Genomic DNA, 17,352 nt, shown 5'->3' with positions numbered 1-17,352 from the left:
GCCTTACGGTTTAGTCCAGTCAATGCCCGCACTGAGGCGGTCTTCTTTTAGCACCCGATTGATATCTAACATTGTCCCATTTCAAACACCCTACTAACTCTATACTTTACCTTATAAAGCGACAAGTTTATTATTTTATTGGCATCATATACCAATTTTTAAACATGAGGAATAAACTTTGGTATAAGTGAATAAAGTGCTAATAATATTTTTCATTACTGGATAGATATTCTCAGAGAATTACTACCAGTAAGTTGATTAGAACAAGTAAAAAAAAAGAAAATGAATTATAATGAGTCAAGGAAATATTAACAGAATTAGAATTACAGCACTTTTGAGGATAGTGAGGTACAGCTATAAGACTATTTATTTCTATATTCCCTGTTGCCTGTTGCCTAGAGCAATAAAACTTTGTACCTCATCAACTAGAAAACTGCTGTAATTGTAGATAGTAAAGAACAAAGTAGAGAAAGACCAGGTGAATATAAAAAAACAGAAAAATATTACTCAGGAAAAAAGAAAAATCATACTTTTAAAAATCAAATAATAACGACACCAAAAGCGAGTGCTTAATTCGCCGTCGCACGGCGAATGTAAGAAGCACTCAAGACAGGAAAAGAAATAGTAGATGTAATAGTAGGATAAAAAAGTCCAGTAAGTGATGTAAATGTATTCAGAAAACAACGAATGGGAGTTTGATAAAAAACAAAAATTTCAAGGAGATAAAGCTGATGAAAGAGTAGAGAGAACAACTACACCAAAAAAGAAACCAAGAAAAAAAGAAATGCTACCAGAAATCAAAGAAGAAAATCAAGAAAAAGCCAAAAAGATAATATTTGTAGAACACGATCTGAAGATTAATCAAAATCTTTGGAGTTGCTAGAGAAAGATTCAGATTAAAAGATAATAATTATCAAAAAGTCATCTTAACAATATGTGGTTTAGTTAGACTAAGGATTGGCTCATTTATATTAGTATAAATTTTGAAAAAATGAGATAAGAAATAAGAAAGACAGTACAAGAAATATTTATATTCGTAACACGAAGTATCTCTAAGACCCATAAAACCGTACAACTTAACTATCTTGATGAGTGGCGATAACCTCCGGTTAAGCGTACGCTATCGCTCGACTAAAGATAGTTAGGATCGGCGTTTGAGTATTTTTGGAGATGTCTATTGTCAAGTAGAATAATAATTTTGGGAATATTCACTGGTTTAGATTTGAAGTAATCAATATTATTCAACAACATTTCAATTAATCCTTGATCGTCAGAAATTCTGATCGAAAAAATATTGATATCTTGCCATCCTAAAATCTATAAACCTCCAATAAATCGGACATTTCTGCGTGTGTTATATCATATCCGGATAATTAGTGGTCAAAAAACTTTCTCCTTCTCTTCTCCTTTCTTCCCTCCTGACTCCTGACTCCTGACTTCTGACTCCTCCGTCATTTATTTATAACTGTTCAACCGGACATGATATTACATTAAGATTTACTTAGTTAATAGACCCAAAATAGGTGTCTAGTGAACTGTACATTAACTATTAGACAGCTCACTGTACAGTTAAATTAACTATCGAAAAGTGTTATTATCAAGAATGATTTGGAACCGTAACTGGTACGTTATGGTTACAATGTAAAAATACTATCTCAACTGTTGCAAGTAAAGCCAGTAGAAGTACGGTACTGTAATGGCACGGTCAGAAAAGCTAAATCAAGCTATCAGCTAAAAGAAGGGGATCGACAAGAGATCAAGGATATAAATCCTGGTGGAATATACGATGGAACATACAGAGAGGATTACGAATATGTCGCAGAATTGGGGGATTTAGATGAATGTAATGGTATGACAATCAATGGGGTATACGGTTACTTTGTCACAGACTCATATCCTTAGGTAATGGGGTGTTTCAAAGGCACTCCCGACAGTTCATTTAACAAGCAAAAGCCGAAGAATTAACCGAAATCGCTGCACAGGTGGCGATCGCTCTGTTCTAACTGTTGATTGGTTTGTAGATAATCTTTTACCCAATTGCAAGCATAAGCTAGTTTGTCAAGCTGAAGAATCCGATCCAAATTCCAGAGAATAATGGTGCGATCGCCACTAGCAGAAGCTAGCATCTGGCCATCAGGACTAAAAGCAATATCTCTAACAATAGCACTATGTCCTCTCAAAGTTCTATACAATCTCCCATCTCGATGCCAGATTTTCACTGTAGTGTCTATCGAACCAGAAGCAAGCATTTGTCCGTCATAACTTCAGGCCAGACGATAAATAATACCATCAGTCGTGACAACGATAAGATTGTTTTTGCCGACGAAAACCATTTTTCTGATAACGAGAAGATTGGCATTTGGGACAGTACATTTTTTCTTGAGTTTGACAACAATTTTATTCTTAAGCATTCTATATTCACCAACGCCAAAATTCTGTCTCCTGTCTCCTGTCTCCTGACTCCTTCTTCGGTTGCTACATTTTGTGGTGCGGAATGTGGGTTATATCATTTATTAGTTAGCTGAATAGACCTTAAACCGTATTTTCTTCTTGTTGATATTGACCAGCAAAATAAAGACGATACATTTGACAGGAGGGGTAAGCGCGATCGCCGTCTAATTTGACGAGTCCCATACTTTCTAGTTTATAAGTCACAATTGGGTCCAACTTGACGCTCTCGCTCGTCATTACCACCTGATGAAGTGCTGCTGATAGTTTTGGTTTTTTTTGTATGATTTCCCAGTGATGGCGTAAGATACCACCATAAATTCCTCCTTGAGTAGGAGCTTGTTGTAACAATGTTTCTAATGTTATTTGTGCTTGGGTCAAATGGTAGAGAGCAATGCGCACTAAATAAGGATGTCCTCCCACCATTGCCATCAACTGCTTAACTCTATCTCCTTGTGTCCAGTTTAGTCCGTGTCTAGTTACTAAATCTTGAATTTGCTTGAAATTAAATTCAGGCAGCTTGATCGGCAATCCTATATTAAATGGAGATTGATTAATATCTAGGGATATATACACTTCTGTAGAGTGAACTACAACTAAACGCAGTTTTTGAAATAGTGTACTTTGACTTGCTTGTTCGTGCCAAAATCGCAGCAGGGGTAAAAATTCTTCAGCTATGTCCGGATGTTCAAAAACTAAATTGATTTCGTTTAAGACCAAAACGATAGGGGTGTCTACTTGCTCTAACAAATACCCTTCAAAATAAATCCCACAACTTACTTTACTACCCATCTCCTCGTCCCAATATTCATCTAGGAGAGGTTGTAGTTGTAGCTGGCGAGCTATATTCGCACAAAACCAGCGTAAGAATTTATTTAAGTGAGCATAAACGGCCTTATCTGCTTCCTGAAAGTCTATTTTTACTATTTTGTAGCTCTGTTGTTGAGCAAAAGCTAGAATTCTGAGCAGCAGGGAACTTTTTCCCATTTTCCGAGGTGCTTGAATGCGAGTAACACTTCCGGGTTTAAGAATTTCATTGCAGCTCAGTTGTTCCATCGGGGGACGGTCGATATAAAAATGAGAATCTAGGGGGACTGGGCCGTTGGGGTAAGGTGGGGACTTGTCCGGGTTGACATCGCTCAACTGAGGGGTTTCAGGATTAAAATTGCTTGTCTGGGATGGCACATCAAAATCTAAATCAGCGATTTCTCTCCACGAGAGCATCAATTTATTAGACAGTTCTTCAAAAGTCGTAAAGTCAACAGGTTTACCCGTGAGGAAATTGCTGACTGTGGCCAAAGCCAAGCCGACATCCTCAGCCAAAGCTCGCTGGCTGGGAAAGCCGTTACGCCTGACTGCTAGTTTGACTGTTTCAATGCACCGTTGACGAACTTTAAGTGACCTTGGCATGGCTCCTCAACCTAACTACTATATATATTTTAGCATTGATTAACTCAAAGTCAGTAACAAGTCAGATATTCTCAGAGGATAAGTCAGTATGCAGTGAAATTTAATGAATATATGAGGTTCAAAGAAGTCGAGCTTGATGCTCAACAAAACTGAACTCTGTTGTTTGTAATGAAGTAATAAGGAATTTTCTCAAATGGCTGTATCAACAATGACTGTATCAACTTTGCCAGTATTAAAAGAGGGTGATAGCGGAGATGCTGTTCGCTTTCTTGAACAGTTACTATCCTCAATCTATTGGTTTGGTCTCCAACAAGGTAGACCATCTCTTATTACAAGTAACGTGAGATTTGATGCCAACTACGATAGTCAATGCCAACAAATAGTAACTGAGTTTCAGGAAAATTATAACGCTACTTTTCCTTTTCCATCGCCTGATATTACAGTAGATGGAGTGGTAGGTCCTGAAACATGGAAAGCGTTAGGTGATGCTATCTTCAAATACACCTATTAAAACTTAAACACTCTTGTTGCTACATCTCTAGATATTTAGCAACAAGAATGTACAAACTCTTGGACTTTAGTCCTGGGGTTCCTGACCAAATCGATATAATTTCTCATACTCATCTATCCTAATACAGGAGAATTAACAATGACTTTAAGTGTTTCAAGTTCTTTTTCTTTACCAGTTTTACGCAACGGAAGCAACGGTTATGATGTAACTCTGATACAACGCCTTCTCAATAATGCTGGCTATGGTTCTTTAGTGGAAGATGGTATCTTTGGTGTTAGCACTGACACCGCAGTTAAGCAGTTCCAACAAGACCGAAATTTAATAGTGGATGGTATAGTTGGTTCTCAAACTTGGGCAGCTTTACTGCCTCCTACTATTGGTCGGGGTAGCAGCGGTGATGATGTTAAACGTCTGCAAATTACCATGAATGAAACGAACTATGGAACTCTAGTTGTAGACGGTATTTTTGGTTCAAACACTGAAGCATATGTTAAGGCATTCCAAACAGAGATGTCCTTAGAAGTTGATGGCATTGTCGGTCCTTTAACGTGGTATGTTCTGATGAGCAATCAGATTCAACATTAACGATTTTTAGAAAGTACTGGCTTAACCCACGCTCCCGTGTTTAACTTTCCGGTTCGTTCTTCATGGAACTGGCGGTCGCATTCCCAGGAATATTATTGCAAGCGAGAGCGTGGCACTCAGAACTTTAACCGTTCTTAGAAACCTACGATTATCTGCAAAAATCTATGATTTTCTATAAATAACCTGTTCTATTCCTGCTTCAACCTGGCAACGTCGGCGTTATCCAGTCCGCAAGCTGTCACGGTCGTTCGCGAAACGCGGAGCCTAGCTCTCACTGACCGCCATAGCTAGATTTAAGCTAGCATTCAAATCTCGTTCGCGCTAGCGTTGCGGAGCAATCACAACTGAAGCCACAGTTTTCACATTCAAAAATACGCTCTGATAAGGATAGAGACTGCTTCACTTGACCACACCTACTGCAAGTTTTAGAACTAGGAAACCATCTATCAACAATGATTAGCTTAGAACCATACAACTCACACTTGTACTCTAACTGTCTTCTGAATTCATAAAACCCCATATCGGCAACAGCCTTAGCTAACTTGTGATTTGCCATCATGCCTGATACATTAAGGTCTTCTATTACTATGATGCCGTGGTTCAAGGCTTGCGTAAGTAGTAAGTTTATGCAATGTATCTTTTCTGATGTTGGCTATTTTACTGTGTAGTCTAGCTACTTTTAGCTGTGCTTTTTTCCAGTTATTGGAAAACTTAGTTTTATGCCTGTTTAGGTATTGCAGCCGTGATAGTTTAGACTCTAACTTTTTTTTCGATTTAGCACCATCAAACACTTCCCCTGTTGACAATGTTGCCAAAGTTTTAACTCCTAAGTCTACACCAACTACATCTACTAATTTCTCAGTAGTTTGACATTCTCTTTCTACTTTGAAGCTGACAAACCATCTATCAGCTTTTCTGCTAATAGTTACAGACTTAGGGGTAATATTATCTGGCAATATTTCATAAGTTTTAATCCATCCAATTCTTGGTAATTTAATTTGATTAAAACCTACTGATATTGAGCCATCTAGAGTAAAACTATCATCTATTAATTATTCGGTCAGGTGTTGGCTTCTTTCCTTGAAGCGATCGCAACAAGAATGTACAAACTCTTGGACTTTAGTCCTGGGGTTCCTGACCAAATCGATATAATTTCTCATACTCATCTATCCTAATACAGGAGAATTAACAATGACTTTAAGTGTTTCAAGTTCTTTTTCTTTACCAGTTTTACGCAACGAAAGCACCGGTTCTGATGTGACTCTGGTACAACGTCTTATCAATGATGCTGGCTATGGTTCTTTAGTGGAAGATGGTATCTTTGGTGTTCGCACTGATGCCGCAGTTAAGCAGTTCCAACAAGACCGAAATTTAATAGTGGATGGTATAGTTGGTTCTCAAACTTGGGGAGCTTTACTGCCTCCTACTATCGGTCAGGGTAGCAGCGGTGATGATGTTAAACGTCTGCAAATTATCCTGAATGAAATGGGCTATTCTCTAGTTGGAGATGGTATTTTTGGTTCCAACACTGAAGCAGCTGTCAAGGAATTCCAAAAAAATAGCCGCTTAGAAGTTGATGGCATTGTCGGTCCTTTAACTTGGTATGCTCTGATGAGCATTATGATTACACATTAACGATTTTTAGGTTGTATTATCCAAGTGTGGGAGTTCAATTCTCCCACTTCTGACTTCAGTTATTCTCGCCTATCTTAATACAATAGAAAACATTCTAGCGCATTTTAAACCGCTATTAATACTGTCTTCAACACCAGCTCATTACAATTAAAGAACTTAGAAAACATGACAGACGTAATAAAAGTATTACTTAATTTGCAAATACCAACCATGCTAATTGTGGCAGGACTATTGATTATTATTTTAGGATTTGTCACAAAAATAGGTGGTCTAATTGAGGTTTCACGAGAACAAAAAAAATTTACTATTCCTATAGGGTTATTTGTTCTAGTGCTTGGTATTGTTCTTAACTTTGCATCATCTCCAACTCCAACTACAACTCCAACTCCAACTACAACTACAAATGAAAAATCACCTCCTGATAATTCTAATATTGAACCTACTGTTACATATAATATGAATGAAATAGATAGCAAGAATAGTTATGCCGACATAATGATCGCTAATCAAAATATTAGTGGTACTTTTATTGTCGAAAGATTAACTATTAATTGGGATTACTTAGAATGTCCCCAATTAACTAATGAACTTGAGTTCGGTGCTTTGACTATGCAAGAGTTTGAATACCGTGCTAGTTTAACTCAAAAATCTGACTCTAAAGTTTTAGATGATAGGGAATTCAAATATCCTCCTAATGATGTAGATAAATTTAGTATTGATATAAACCATAGTAAAAATGGGGTCTACAAAGTTTGGTTTGATTTTGATTACTACTTGTTTGGAAATGAAGATACAAAAAATAAGAAGACAGAAGCTCAGGTTATTTCGTATTGTAACAAGTCGTAACAAGTTCGTATATTAATAAATGTAGTTAATTAAGTTATAAAACCTAAATTAGACCGAAAACCTAAAATCAATTTTAGTGTTAAACTAAGCAAGCTCATTAAGCATTAAAAAAAAAAATTTTCTCAAGACTAACAAAAGACTAAAACAATGGGCAAAAAATCAATCAATAATGCTAGAAATATTTTAAATTTACTAAATAGTATATTATTTGGTGATTTTCAGGATATTATTACTATAGTTAGTATCGTTGCGTAAGTCCTGTCTATACTGATTATGCTCAAACTTAGAGTTGAATGTTAATAAAATTTGCAATTATGTTCTGCAGCTCAACTTACTATACTGATGTCCAATGTTTAATCAATCGAAAAAATATTCCTCATTTTTCAAAAATTAAGTGATTCTGATGTGCAATAAATGTTTTATTTCTTTAGTACGACCGCTCCGAGCAATATCAAAATTATTCCTTTTTTAGTTTTAAAATTTATAAGCAACACAGAAAAAGGAAGAAAATTAATCAAATAGAGACATATCTATAGATATAGTAGTGAAAGCTGAGAAAAACTTTTTTGAGAATCTCGGTATAGCCTTCTATAGATAATGAGCAAAAAAAATATGACTAACAGCCAACCAAAAATTATTATCCTAGATGATGACCCAACAGGTTCCCAAACTGTTCATAGTTGTCTACTTCTAACTAAGTGGGATGTAGAAACCCTAAAATTAGGATTACTTGATGAATCTCCCATATTTTTTATCCTCTCCAATACTCGCGCCCTGACCCCAGACCAAGCAGCCAATGTGACACGAGAAGTTACACATAATTTGACCGAAGCGATCGCTCAATCAAATATCCAAGATTTCTTAGTCGTTAGTCGTTCTGACTCTACTTTACGGGGTCATTATCCCATAGAAACAGATGTCATAGCAGCCGAACTTGGTCCATTTGATGCTCATTTCCTAGTTCCAGCATTTTTTGAAGGTGGGAGAGTCACCCGCAACAGTACCCACTATTTAATGGTTAATGGTGTAGAAACTCCAGTTCACGAAACAGAATTTGCCAAAGATTCAGTATTTGGCTACACCTATAGTTATTTACCTGATTATGTGGAAGAAAAAACCAAAGGTAAAATCAAAGCAGAAACTGTAGAAAAATTTAGACTTGATGATATTCGCTCTGGTAGTTTAGAACGTTTGATGAAAATGACTGGCAACCAATGTGGAGTTGTCGATGGTGAAACTCAAGCTGACTTAGACAAATTTGCCAATGATTTGTTGGCAGCAGCTAGTCAAGGTAAAAAGTTTCTATTGCGGAGTGCTGCAAGTATTTTAACTTCCTTAGCTGCTTTGGGAAATCAACCTATAGCTGCTGAAGGGATGAGGCAATATGTTAGAAGTGGAAAACCAGGTGTAATTATTGTGGGTTCTCATGTTAAGAAATCTACCCAACAGTTGGAAAGGTTATTACAAGAGTCTGATGTAGTGGGTGTAGAAGTAAATGTGTCTCATTTAGTTGAGGAGTCTGAGGAGAACAGAGCAACTTTACTCAAAAATATTCTCGAAAAAGTTCATGCTGTTCATGCAGAAGGGAAAACACCTGTGGTTTATACCAGTCGTGAAGAATTGACTTTTGAAAATGTGCAAGTGCGTTTGGAGTTTGGTGTAGCAGTTTCCGAGTTATTAATGGATATTGTTCGGGGTTTGCCCGAGGATATTGGATTTTTGATAAGTAAAGGTGGGATTACTTCTAATGATACTCTCAGTAAAGGTTTGGCTTTAACTACTGCTAGGTTATTGGGTCAGGTATTAGCTGGTTGTTCGATGGTGCGGACTCCCGCAGAGCATCCTCAATTTCCTGAGTTACCTGTTGTTTTATTTCCAGGTAATGTCGGGGATGTAGATGGTTTGGCGACAGTTTATCAGCGTTTGAATCCATAGTTCTTCCGGACTTGGGTTTCCTCCCTTATATCATGTCCGGTTGAACAGTTATAAATAAATAACTACGGAGTCCTCAGGAGTCAGTCCTCAGGAGTCAGGAGGGAAGAAAGAAGAAGGAAGAAGGAAGAGGAAGAACTGGAGTTGAAGGAGAAAGTTTTTTTTATAACTAATTATCCGGACATGATATTACTATCTATGGTTGAGAAGGAGGGAAATATGCGCTACGCACAAATCAGAAGTCAGAAGTCAGAAGTAATCTCTGACACTCGTTTGAGCATTTAGAAATGTGGCGTTGCATAAATGCGCTTGGGATTTTAATAGTTTTGTGGAATGGGCATCTTGCCCGTTCCTGATATTTTCACGTTCTTGCTTACCATGTTCATAGATATTGACAATTAAATATACAGTCATCAAAGTAGATCCAAAAGGTACATCTCAACATTGTTGGGAGTGTCTAAACAGAGTTTCTAAGAGCTTGTCAGAGCGCTGGCATTCTTGTAGCTATTGTGGCCAAGAACTAGATAGAGACTATAACTCACCCACCCCTCTAGCTCCCCTCCCGGGAGGGGATGGGGGTGGGTTGGATTGCTATCAACACAGGGGGAGAACATCACCTCACACGAAACAGCGGTCAGGGTTTCTCTGGCTGAAGAATCCCGCGTTGTCGCGAATATAGCAACGTCGGGAGTATGTCAATATCAAAGAGCATTGATAGACTACTTTGCAAATTTTCTCAAATCTCCAATATTCAGATAAAAAATTTTTTTTTATTAAATCTCAAATTTTGCCAGCATCTAGAAAAAGGAGTTCTGGCACAGGAAAAGCAGAATTACAAGACTCCAGAGGTTGGAGAAGAAAAATTGTCAGAGGAAATAAAATATATAGATAGGAGCGATCGCTCACTCAGGCTAAAAAGAGAATTTTGAGGAAGGTTGTTACTCATAGAAATATCAGAATTATTTCCATAAGAATCTCTAGTGTCAACCCAAAAGTCAAGGAAGGCAACACCGATACTATTACTATTAAATAGAGAAAAATCCGGTTTAACTAACAATCAGACTTAAAGCTAACCAAAGCCTTGAGGTTGATTTTCCTCTAGTTCTGTATCTCGGAAAGACTTGCGAATTATTTGAATATCAGGCTCTACCTCAATCCACAGCCGCGCACCACCAGCTTGACTTTTGTTAGGTTTATGAGGTCTATAGACGATTTTGCAATTTCCCAGAATTTCTACTTCGTGGCAGCGATGGTTTTTGCCTCCTTGTTTGACAGATACTGCTGGAAGAGAAGTACCGTGGTCTCGGTTATAGTCAATTTCTCTTCGCAGCACATGGATAAAAGTATTGCCTGTACGGAATCCTTTATTCCAAGTTCCTTGAGGACCTCGACTACCAGGAGTAATTTCTGGCATTCCTCTACTATTTAAAGGAATTACCCAGAACCGTTTGACTTTTTTAGCTCCTTTGAGACGACCTTGCCTGAGAAGTAACCTGAGTCTGGCGGTAGAAATATTTAGAAGAAATGCTGCTTCTGTTGTACCAACTCTATCTGGTTCAGTATTTGTATCTTTCATAAACTGTTTCGGAATATATAAACTATGAACTGGATAACCATTTACAATCAAACCGCAAAGGATTGAATTTGGCAATATTTGATTTTTCAGTATTGACTTTAATAGTAATCTTAGTAGAAAATTTCACAATTACCCAAAATTTCAATTGTAAGATAATAACTATACTATTTCGGAATATATAAAGTATGAACTGGATAACCATTTACAATCAAACCACAAAAGATTTAGTTTGGCAATACTTGATTTTTCAGTATTGACTTAATAATCATAATCTTAGTGGAAAATTTTACAATTCTTCAAAATCTCAACTGAAGATAATTGCTATGATGCTAATCCTAGTAATAATCAGAAAAATTGACTTATGTCTGGTCAGATTATTAATTCCCCAATCCAATTAAGCTTTTTTAATCTTGATAAACCTATTAATTTACAGATATATGAACATCGGTTCACTTTTATAGATTTATTTGCTGGTATTGGCGGATTTAGAATTCCTCTAGAAGAATTAGGAGGTAAATGTTTAGGGTATTCAGAAATTGACTCTGATGCTATTCAGGTTTATCAGCAAAATTTTTTGACTGGATATATCAATAATAATGAAAAAGATTTGGGAGATATTACTAAAATTTCTAAGCTGCCTTGGCAGGTAAATTTGATAGTTGGTGGGGTTCCTTGTCAGCCTTGGTCTGTGGCTGGAAAGTTAAGAGGCTTTGACGATCATAGAGGAAAACTTTGGTTTGATACGATGAGAGTTGTGGAGGAAAATCAACCTGAAGCTTTTATCTTTGAAAATGTTCGAGGGTTAATTAGTCCGGTTAATCAAAAGTCATTTGAATTAATTATTCAGCAGTTTGAAAAGATTGGTTATCGTGTCTATTATAAATTACTTAATTCTGCTGATTTTGGATTGCCTCAAAATAGAGAACGAGTTTTTATTGTCGGGATTAGGAAAGATTTAGATATAGATTGTTTCGATTTTCCTGAACCATTGAATATTCAAACTAAACTGTTTCAAGTTATTGATGGTCTCGAGGCTAATTTTGATATTCAAAAGGCAAAATTGTCACCAGATGTTTTGTTTAATGGTAGTATTCCAGTCTCTAGAAATAAATTTCAGAAAAATGATGAGTTGAATGATTTTTTTGTTTTTTGTGATACGAGAAATGGTCATACAACTATTCATTCTTGGGATATTATTCAGACAACTAAAAGGGAAAAGTTGATTTGTGGAACTATTCTCAAAAATAGACGCAAAAAAAAGTATGGTAAAAAAGATGGTAATCCTTTATCTTTTGCAGATTTATCTGAATTAATAGATAATTTGCAAATTCAAGAATTGAACAGATTGGTTGAGAAGAAAATTATTCGTTATGTTGAAAAACAAGGTTATGAATTTGTCAACTCTAAAAATTCATCAGGAATTAATGGCATATATAGAATATTTTTACCTCATTCTGAGATTGTGCCGACCTTAACTGCCACAGGTACAAAAGATTGTATAGCTACGGTTTCTATTAATGCGGAAACTCCAGAGGAGTATAAGTCTTTATTTATCAAGGAAATTTATAGGAAGAAAAAGTATAGGTATATAACTGCAAAGGACTGTGGGAAGTTACAAGGTTTTCCTAGTTGGTTTAAAGCGCATAGTAGAGAGAATATTGCTAAGAAACAATTCGGGAATGCTGTATCTATTCCAGTTGTTTATTATTTGGCTAAGTCTTTAGTTAGGTCACTTGGTTTTCTTAATTAGATTCAAACTGATAATGATAAACATAAAAACTTAGACTATTCTGTTACTTAGATTTTGACTTAATCCATTGGTCAATCTTTGATTTCATCTCAACTCCGACTTCTCTAAAAATGTTTAGTAAGTCTTCATATACCCCCTCCCCTGCACATTCATTCCAAAAATTTTCTTGAATTAATAGCTCATTTTGCACGTCACATTCATTAGCAGTCCATCTAGCATAGGAGTGAGGATGATAAGGATTGTAAGGAATAGCAATATAAGTTTTGATCTTAGCTTTTCTATGTTGACTAAACCTTAATCCACACCAACGAAGCATTTTTCTTCTTAATGCACCAAATTCTTTTTTGTTAGGTTTTGCGGTAGTTATATCAATGTATAGCTCTTCATCTGTATTTGGTTTATAAATAAAAATATCTACACGAGAATCTTTATCTTTCTTTGATTTTCCCTGTTTAATAAATTCCCTAATTTTTTCAATTTCTCTTACTTTATTAGGAGGAGCATTGCTGTGACATAATTCATTAATCATATTTTCTGTTTGAGAATCTATCTCACCTAATAAGTCATATTGAGTTTGAGCTTCATAGCCAGCATTTTCAGCTAAAATTTTAGCAATAGGTTCATATACAGACATACCAAACGATGTGTAAAAAGAATGCAATATTGAAGTTTGTATAATTACTGCTTCACCAAATAATGCTTCAAAAAATGGCTTATAGTCAGTTTCAGCAGAGTATTTATTTAACTTTGCCTCAATCACATTTTCTACTAAATCTTTAATTTTTGTCTTAGTTAAATCTTTCATTATTAATAAATCTTTTAAATTTACTCAAAAAATAGCCTTTTCCTTCTTAACACAAATGCCCCTAATACTGCCTTCCTCCCACTTCCAAACTATTTGCACCCATGCCGAAACATCTTACCCAAATGAATGTTGCGGCTTACTTTTAGGTAAACAAAACCAACAGACAAAAACAGTCATCGAAGTCTGGCCTGTTGAAAATGCCTGGCAAACAGAAGTAGATGAATATTGGCCGGAACAAAAAGATTTTACAGAAGAACGAAGATATGCAATCTCCCCAGAACTAATGCTGAAAGCAATGAAATATGGAAGAGAACGCCACCTCTCCATCATCGGCATTTATCATTCTCACCCAGACCATCCTGCCATCCCCTCAGAATTTGACCGTACCTACGCCTGGCCAGAATATTCCTATATCATTCTATCCGTCCAAAAAGGCAAAACTATTGACTTTCTCTGTTGGTCTCTTGACCACAACCATAAATTTCAATCAGAAGAAATAATTAAAAGATAGGCAACTTGATGTATTGCAGGTTTAATTTAGATAATTTTGGCAAAATATTAACCATACTTGCCAAATAATACTATTTACTAGAGAAATATCTAGGCCGAAATTGTCATGTTAAATCCGAATCTGGAACAAGTCCAGTTAAATACAGAAGAGTATCAACGTTATTCACGCCATTTGATTTTACCGGAAGTAGGATTAGATGGTCAGAAACGTCTGAAGGCAGCCAGTGTTCTATGTATTGGTACTGGCGGTCTTGGTTCCCCACTATTGTTATATCTAGCAGCAGCAGGAATTGGAAATATTGGAATTGTAGATTTTGATATTGTCGATCATTCCAACCTGCAACGACAGGTTATTCACGGAACCTCTTGGGTAGGTAAGCCAAAAATTGAATCTGCCAAAAATCGGATTCACGAAATTAACCCCCACTGTCAAGTTGACCTTTACGAGACCAGGCTAAGTTCAGAAAATGCTCTCGACATTCTTAAATCCTATGATGTAGTTGTCGATGGTACTGATAATTTCCCTACTCGTTACCTGGTTAATGATGCTTGTGTTCTTCTGAATAAACCTAATGTTTACGGTTCAATTTTCCGTTTTGAGGGTCAGGCAACTGTCTTTAATTATGAAGGTGGACCTAACTACCGCGACCTTTACCCAGAACCCCCACCCCCAGGAATGGTACCTTCCTGCGCAGAGGGTGGTGTTTTAGGAATTTTGCCTGGAATGATTGGAGTTATCCAAGCAACAGAAACTATCAAAATTGTTTTGGGTCAAGGTACAACTCTCAGTGGTAGATTGTTACTTTATAATTCCTTGGATATGACTTTCCGGGAGTTGAAACTGCGTCCTAATCCAGTACGACCAGTGATTGAAAAGTTGATTGATTATGAACAGTTTTGTGGTATTCCTCAAGCTAAAGCACAGGAGACAGAAAGTAAGATGGCTATTCCAGAAATGACCGTTCAAGACTTGAAGCAATTATTGGATAGTGGGGCAGATGATTTTGTCTTAGTTGACGTGCGGAACCCCCACGAATATGAGATTGCTCAGATTCCTGGGTCAGTTTTAGTGCCGTTGCCAGATATTGAGCAGGGTGATGGTGTGACAAAGGTTAAGGAATTAATGAATGGTCATCGCTTAATTGCTCATTGTAAAATGGGTGGGCGATCGGCTAAAGCGTTAGGTATTCTTAAGGAGGCTGGTATTGAGGGTACTAATCTCAAAGGTGGAATTACTGCCTGGAGTCAGGAAATAGATTCTTCTGTACCTCAATATTGAGGTAGCACTCAGCACTCAGCTATTAGCAATCAGCTTCTAGTTGCTCTTGTATAATGGGGGTTTTAATCCCCCGTTAACATGCATCACGGGCTTTTTCGCTCCTCTTGGGGGAGTTTAAACCCTCGAATTTGAGAACTGACAGCTAAATGCTGTTTGCGGAGCATTCCAGAACGGACAAACTGATAGCTAGTTAAGTTTTTTAGCGTGCAATATTTGCACCGTGATTCCGAGATAATTTTAATTATTTCCCCTTTATTGACATCCTCCCAACGGAGTCCCGCACTTAAAATCCTATGCAGATGTCAACTGAATAACCATGTGGGTGAAAGCCAGTATCCAAGGATACTTAAGTCCCACTCTCCATGTGCGGGAACATTGACTTAATCAGAGAATAACGATATAATACGTATTTATATAGAATCCGGTTATACAGTAATTGCAAAATTACTTTCTCTTAATACAGATGTTCTACTGAATACAAATTTAAAAATTCATGCTATTTCAATCTTTTCTTTCTCCTGACTCCTGAGGACTGACTCCTGACTCCTAGAGCGATACGATAACTAATTACCCGGGTTCTATATTAAGCATACTTTTAGACAGGCTGCACTCACTCAGAAATGAAATCCATTAGAACAAAGCTGAAACTTAATAATAAACAGAAAGCTCTGATGGCTCAACACGCAGGCTATTCACGCTGGTGTTATAACTGGGGTTTAAGTCTGTGGAATGCTGCTTACAGAGATGGTTATAAGCCAAATTCCCGTAAGCTTAGAGAGGTTTTTACCAATCACACAAAACCCCTCTACCCCTGGATGAAAAACTTATCGTCTAAAGTTTATCAATATGCTTTTATTAACTTGGGTGAAGCATTTAAAAGGTTTTTTCAAGGATTGGGTAAATATCCAAGATTTAAAAAGAAAGGTAGGTCTGATTCATTCACAATAGATAATTGCGGAAAGCCAATAGAATTAAACGGATGGAGTCACAAATTACCTTTTCTTGGTATTGTGAAAACTTATGAACCTATTGAAGCAACAACTCAAAAAATAACTATCAGCAGACAAGCTGGTGATTGGTATATAAGTTTAGCTTTTGAATTTACTCCGAGTGTAACTTCAACTTCTACAGAAGTTGTAGGTGTAGATTTAGGAATTAAGACACTAGCAACACTAAGTACTGGTGAAGTCTTCGAGAGTGTTAAGCCTTACAAAAAAGCGCAAAACAGACTAGCTAAGTTACAACGACAACTGAGTAGGAAAGTTAAGCATTCAAGCAATTGGTACAAAGCAGTAGTCAAGCTAGCCAAACAAAATAGACGAGTAGCTAATATCCGCAGAGATGCACTTGATAAATTGACAACATACTTAGCCAAGAAGCACGGCACTGTTGTGATTGAAGACTTAAATGTATCTGGAATGTTAGCCAACCATAAACTAGCTAAATCAATTAGCAGATAGTGATTTTATGAATTTAGAAGACAGCTAGAATACAAGTGTCAATGGTACGGCTGTGAATTAGTAGTAGTAGACAGATTTTTTCCATCTTCTAAGACTTGCTCTAATTGTGGTCATGTACAGGATATGCCTTTAAACATCAGAACTTATGACTGTCCAGAATGTGGTCTATCCATTGACCGAGACTTGAATGCCTCAATTAATTTAAGACATGCGGTCGGCTTGACCGTTGATGCCTGTGGACGGAGTGCTGCTGACAGTTCCGATAGAAGCAGGAAGTAAACAGTAAAATGTCGCTATATGACCTTTTATGTCGGTTTTATGAAGCAGTAAAAGCATATCCCCTATGGTAGAGAATGGTCATCAATCCATAAAGCGGGGATAAAAGGTCAAAAGTATACCTAATCTCGCGGTCAATGCAGACTGAGCAAGTCCGTATGGATAACACAAATGAAGGAACAATAGAACCGTCTACGCTAGTTATAGCAATGAGCGCTGGCATCTTTACATATTACATAAATATTGATAATGTAACATAAAAGTAACTGTATGAGCTGTATTTTTCATAAATTAGGCGATCGCTAAAGGTTAAAGTTTTAAGGATGCGT

The 17,352-nt window shown here is 36.8% G+C and carries 18 protein-coding genes and 4 pseudogenes; 14 read left to right on the top strand and 8 right to left on the bottom strand.

The annotated features are described in order from the left end of the window. Nucleotides 1-130 precede the first annotated feature (130 nt). From F6K27_RS27950 to F6K27_RS27935, 4 genes and pseudogenes are all read left to right on the top strand, one after another. Nucleotides 131-338, top strand: a pseudogene (locus F6K27_RS27950) (transposase family protein); the annotation flags it as partial. Nucleotides 339-438: 100 nt separating this feature from the next. Next, a pseudogene (locus F6K27_RS27945) lies at nt 439-567 on the top strand (transposase family protein); the annotation flags it as partial. 100 nt (nt 568-667) lie between these two features. Next, nucleotides 668-883 carry a hypothetical protein gene (locus F6K27_RS27940; protein ID WP_287279309.1) on the top strand — a complete coding sequence of 72 codons (216 nt, stop codon included), beginning with the start codon at nt 668-670 and terminating at the stop codon, nt 881-883. 779 nt (nt 884-1,662) lie between these two features. Further along, entirely contained in the window at nt 1,663-1,902 is a 240-nt protein-coding gene (locus tag F6K27_RS27935) for a YHYH protein (protein WP_287279308.1), read from the top strand. A gap of 59 nt (nt 1,903-1,961) precedes the next feature. On the opposite strand, the gene F6K27_RS27930 is transcribed toward F6K27_RS27935, so the two are convergent. The 3 genes and pseudogenes from F6K27_RS27930 to F6K27_RS27920 all read right to left on the bottom strand — a co-directional run bounded on the left by F6K27_RS27930 (nt 1,962) and on the right by F6K27_RS27920 (nt 3,858). Then, nucleotides 1,962-2,219: a WD40 repeat domain-containing protein gene (locus tag F6K27_RS27930; RefSeq protein ID WP_287279311.1), complete on the bottom strand. Its 258-nt coding sequence runs from the start codon at nt 2,217-2,219 to the stop codon at nt 1,962-1,964. After that, nucleotides 2,208-2,264: pseudogene (locus F6K27_RS27925) on the bottom strand (hypothetical protein); the annotation flags it as partial. The pseudogene F6K27_RS27925 and the gene F6K27_RS27930, both read right to left, overlap by 12 nt. Before the next feature lie 268 nt (nt 2,265-2,532). Beyond that, nucleotides 2,533-3,858 (bottom strand): AAA-like domain-containing protein, encoded by a 1,326-nt coding sequence (locus F6K27_RS27920; protein ID WP_287279307.1) that lies wholly within the window; start codon nt 3,856-3,858, stop codon nt 2,533-2,535. Nucleotides 3,859-4,051: 193 nt separating this feature from the next. On the opposite strand from F6K27_RS27920, the gene F6K27_RS27915 reads away from it, so the two are divergent. Both F6K27_RS27915 and F6K27_RS27910 read left to right on the top strand, forming a co-directional pair. Continuing rightward, on the top strand, nt 4,052-4,369 hold the full coding sequence (locus tag F6K27_RS27915; protein ID WP_287279306.1) for a peptidoglycan-binding protein: 318 nt from the start codon (nt 4,052-4,054) through the stop codon (nt 4,367-4,369). A 138-nt stretch (nt 4,370-4,507) separates the two neighbouring features. After that, nucleotides 4,508-4,954, top strand: coding sequence for a peptidoglycan-binding protein (locus tag F6K27_RS27910; protein WP_287279305.1), 447 nt, complete (start codon nt 4,508-4,510; stop codon nt 4,952-4,954). 298 nt (nt 4,955-5,252) lie between these two features. Here the strand turns inward: F6K27_RS27910 and F6K27_RS27905 are convergent, their stop codons facing one another. After that, nucleotides 5,253-5,510 (bottom strand): transposase, encoded by a 258-nt coding sequence (locus F6K27_RS27905; protein WP_287279310.1) that lies wholly within the window; start codon nt 5,508-5,510, stop codon nt 5,253-5,255. Nucleotides 5,511-5,523: 13 nt separating this feature from the next. Beyond that, nucleotides 5,524-5,910 (bottom strand): RNA-guided endonuclease TnpB family protein, encoded by a 387-nt coding sequence (locus F6K27_RS27900; RefSeq protein ID WP_287279304.1) that lies wholly within the window; start codon nt 5,908-5,910, stop codon nt 5,524-5,526. Between the two features lie 235 nt (nt 5,911-6,145). On the opposite strand from F6K27_RS27900, the gene F6K27_RS27895 reads away from it, so the two are divergent. The 4 genes from F6K27_RS27895 (at nt 6,146) to F6K27_RS34105 (ending at nt 10,046) form a co-directional block, all read left to right on the top strand. Further along, nucleotides 6,146-6,589, top strand: coding sequence for a peptidoglycan-binding protein (locus tag F6K27_RS27895; RefSeq protein ID WP_287279303.1), 444 nt, complete (start codon nt 6,146-6,148; stop codon nt 6,587-6,589). A 165-nt stretch (nt 6,590-6,754) separates the two neighbouring features. Next, nucleotides 6,755-7,435: a hypothetical protein gene (locus F6K27_RS27890; protein ID WP_287279302.1), complete on the top strand. Its 681-nt coding sequence runs from the start codon at nt 6,755-6,757 to the stop codon at nt 7,433-7,435. A gap of 612 nt (nt 7,436-8,047) precedes the next feature. Then, nucleotides 8,048-9,370: a four-carbon acid sugar kinase family protein gene (locus tag F6K27_RS27885; RefSeq protein ID WP_287279301.1), complete on the top strand. Its 1,323-nt coding sequence runs from the start codon at nt 8,048-8,050 to the stop codon at nt 9,368-9,370. A 388-nt stretch (nt 9,371-9,758) separates the two neighbouring features. After that, on the top strand, nt 9,759-10,046 hold the full coding sequence (locus F6K27_RS34105) for a zinc ribbon domain-containing protein (RefSeq protein WP_353736082.1): 288 nt from the start codon (nt 9,759-9,761) through the stop codon (nt 10,044-10,046). A 153-nt stretch (nt 10,047-10,199) separates the two neighbouring features. On the opposite strand, the gene F6K27_RS27875 is transcribed toward F6K27_RS34105, so the two are convergent. After that, nucleotides 10,200-10,424, bottom strand: a complete 225-nt coding sequence (locus F6K27_RS27875; protein ID WP_287244970.1) for a hypothetical protein — start codon at nt 10,422-10,424, stop codon at nt 10,200-10,202. Between the two features lie 12 nt (nt 10,425-10,436). Next, on the bottom strand, nt 10,437-11,018 hold the full coding sequence (locus F6K27_RS27870; protein WP_287279300.1) for a DNA-binding protein: 582 nt from the start codon (nt 11,016-11,018) through the stop codon (nt 10,437-10,439). A gap of 286 nt (nt 11,019-11,304) precedes the next feature. Here F6K27_RS27870 and dcm point away from each other — a divergent pair, with 286 nt between their 5' ends. Continuing rightward, entirely contained in the window at nt 11,305-12,693 is a 1,389-nt protein-coding gene (gene dcm, locus F6K27_RS27865; protein ID WP_287279299.1) for a DNA cytosine methyltransferase, read from the top strand. Between the two features lie 43 nt (nt 12,694-12,736). On the opposite strand, the gene F6K27_RS27860 is transcribed toward dcm, so the two are convergent. Beyond that, on the bottom strand, nt 12,737-13,498 hold the full coding sequence (locus tag F6K27_RS27860; protein WP_287279298.1) for a TdeIII family type II restriction endonuclease: 762 nt from the start codon (nt 13,496-13,498) through the stop codon (nt 12,737-12,739). A gap of 55 nt (nt 13,499-13,553) precedes the next feature. Between F6K27_RS27860 and F6K27_RS27855 the strand changes: the two genes are divergently transcribed. From F6K27_RS27855 to F6K27_RS27845, 3 genes and pseudogenes are all read left to right on the top strand, one after another. Next, on the top strand, nt 13,554-14,009 hold the full coding sequence (locus tag F6K27_RS27855; protein WP_287279297.1) for a M67 family metallopeptidase: 456 nt from the start codon (nt 13,554-13,556) through the stop codon (nt 14,007-14,009). A gap of 105 nt (nt 14,010-14,114) precedes the next feature. Beyond that, a complete protein-coding gene (moeB, locus tag F6K27_RS27850; protein ID WP_287279296.1) occupies nt 14,115-15,287 on the top strand; it encodes a molybdopterin-synthase adenylyltransferase MoeB in 1,173 nt (390 codons plus the stop codon). Nucleotides 15,288-15,907: 620 nt separating this feature from the next. Beyond that, a pseudogene (locus tag F6K27_RS27845) lies at nt 15,908-17,026 on the top strand (RNA-guided endonuclease InsQ/TnpB family protein). Nucleotides 17,027-17,352: the final 326 nt, after the last annotated feature.

Origin of the sequence: Okeania sp. SIO2F5, from assembly GCF_010692685.1 — a bacterium.
GTDB lineage: Bacteria > Cyanobacteriota > Cyanobacteriia > Cyanobacteriales > Microcoleaceae > Okeania > Okeania hirsuta.
Note: the sequence above shows the minus strand (reverse complement) of the source record. Positions and strands in the feature narration are given on the sequence as shown.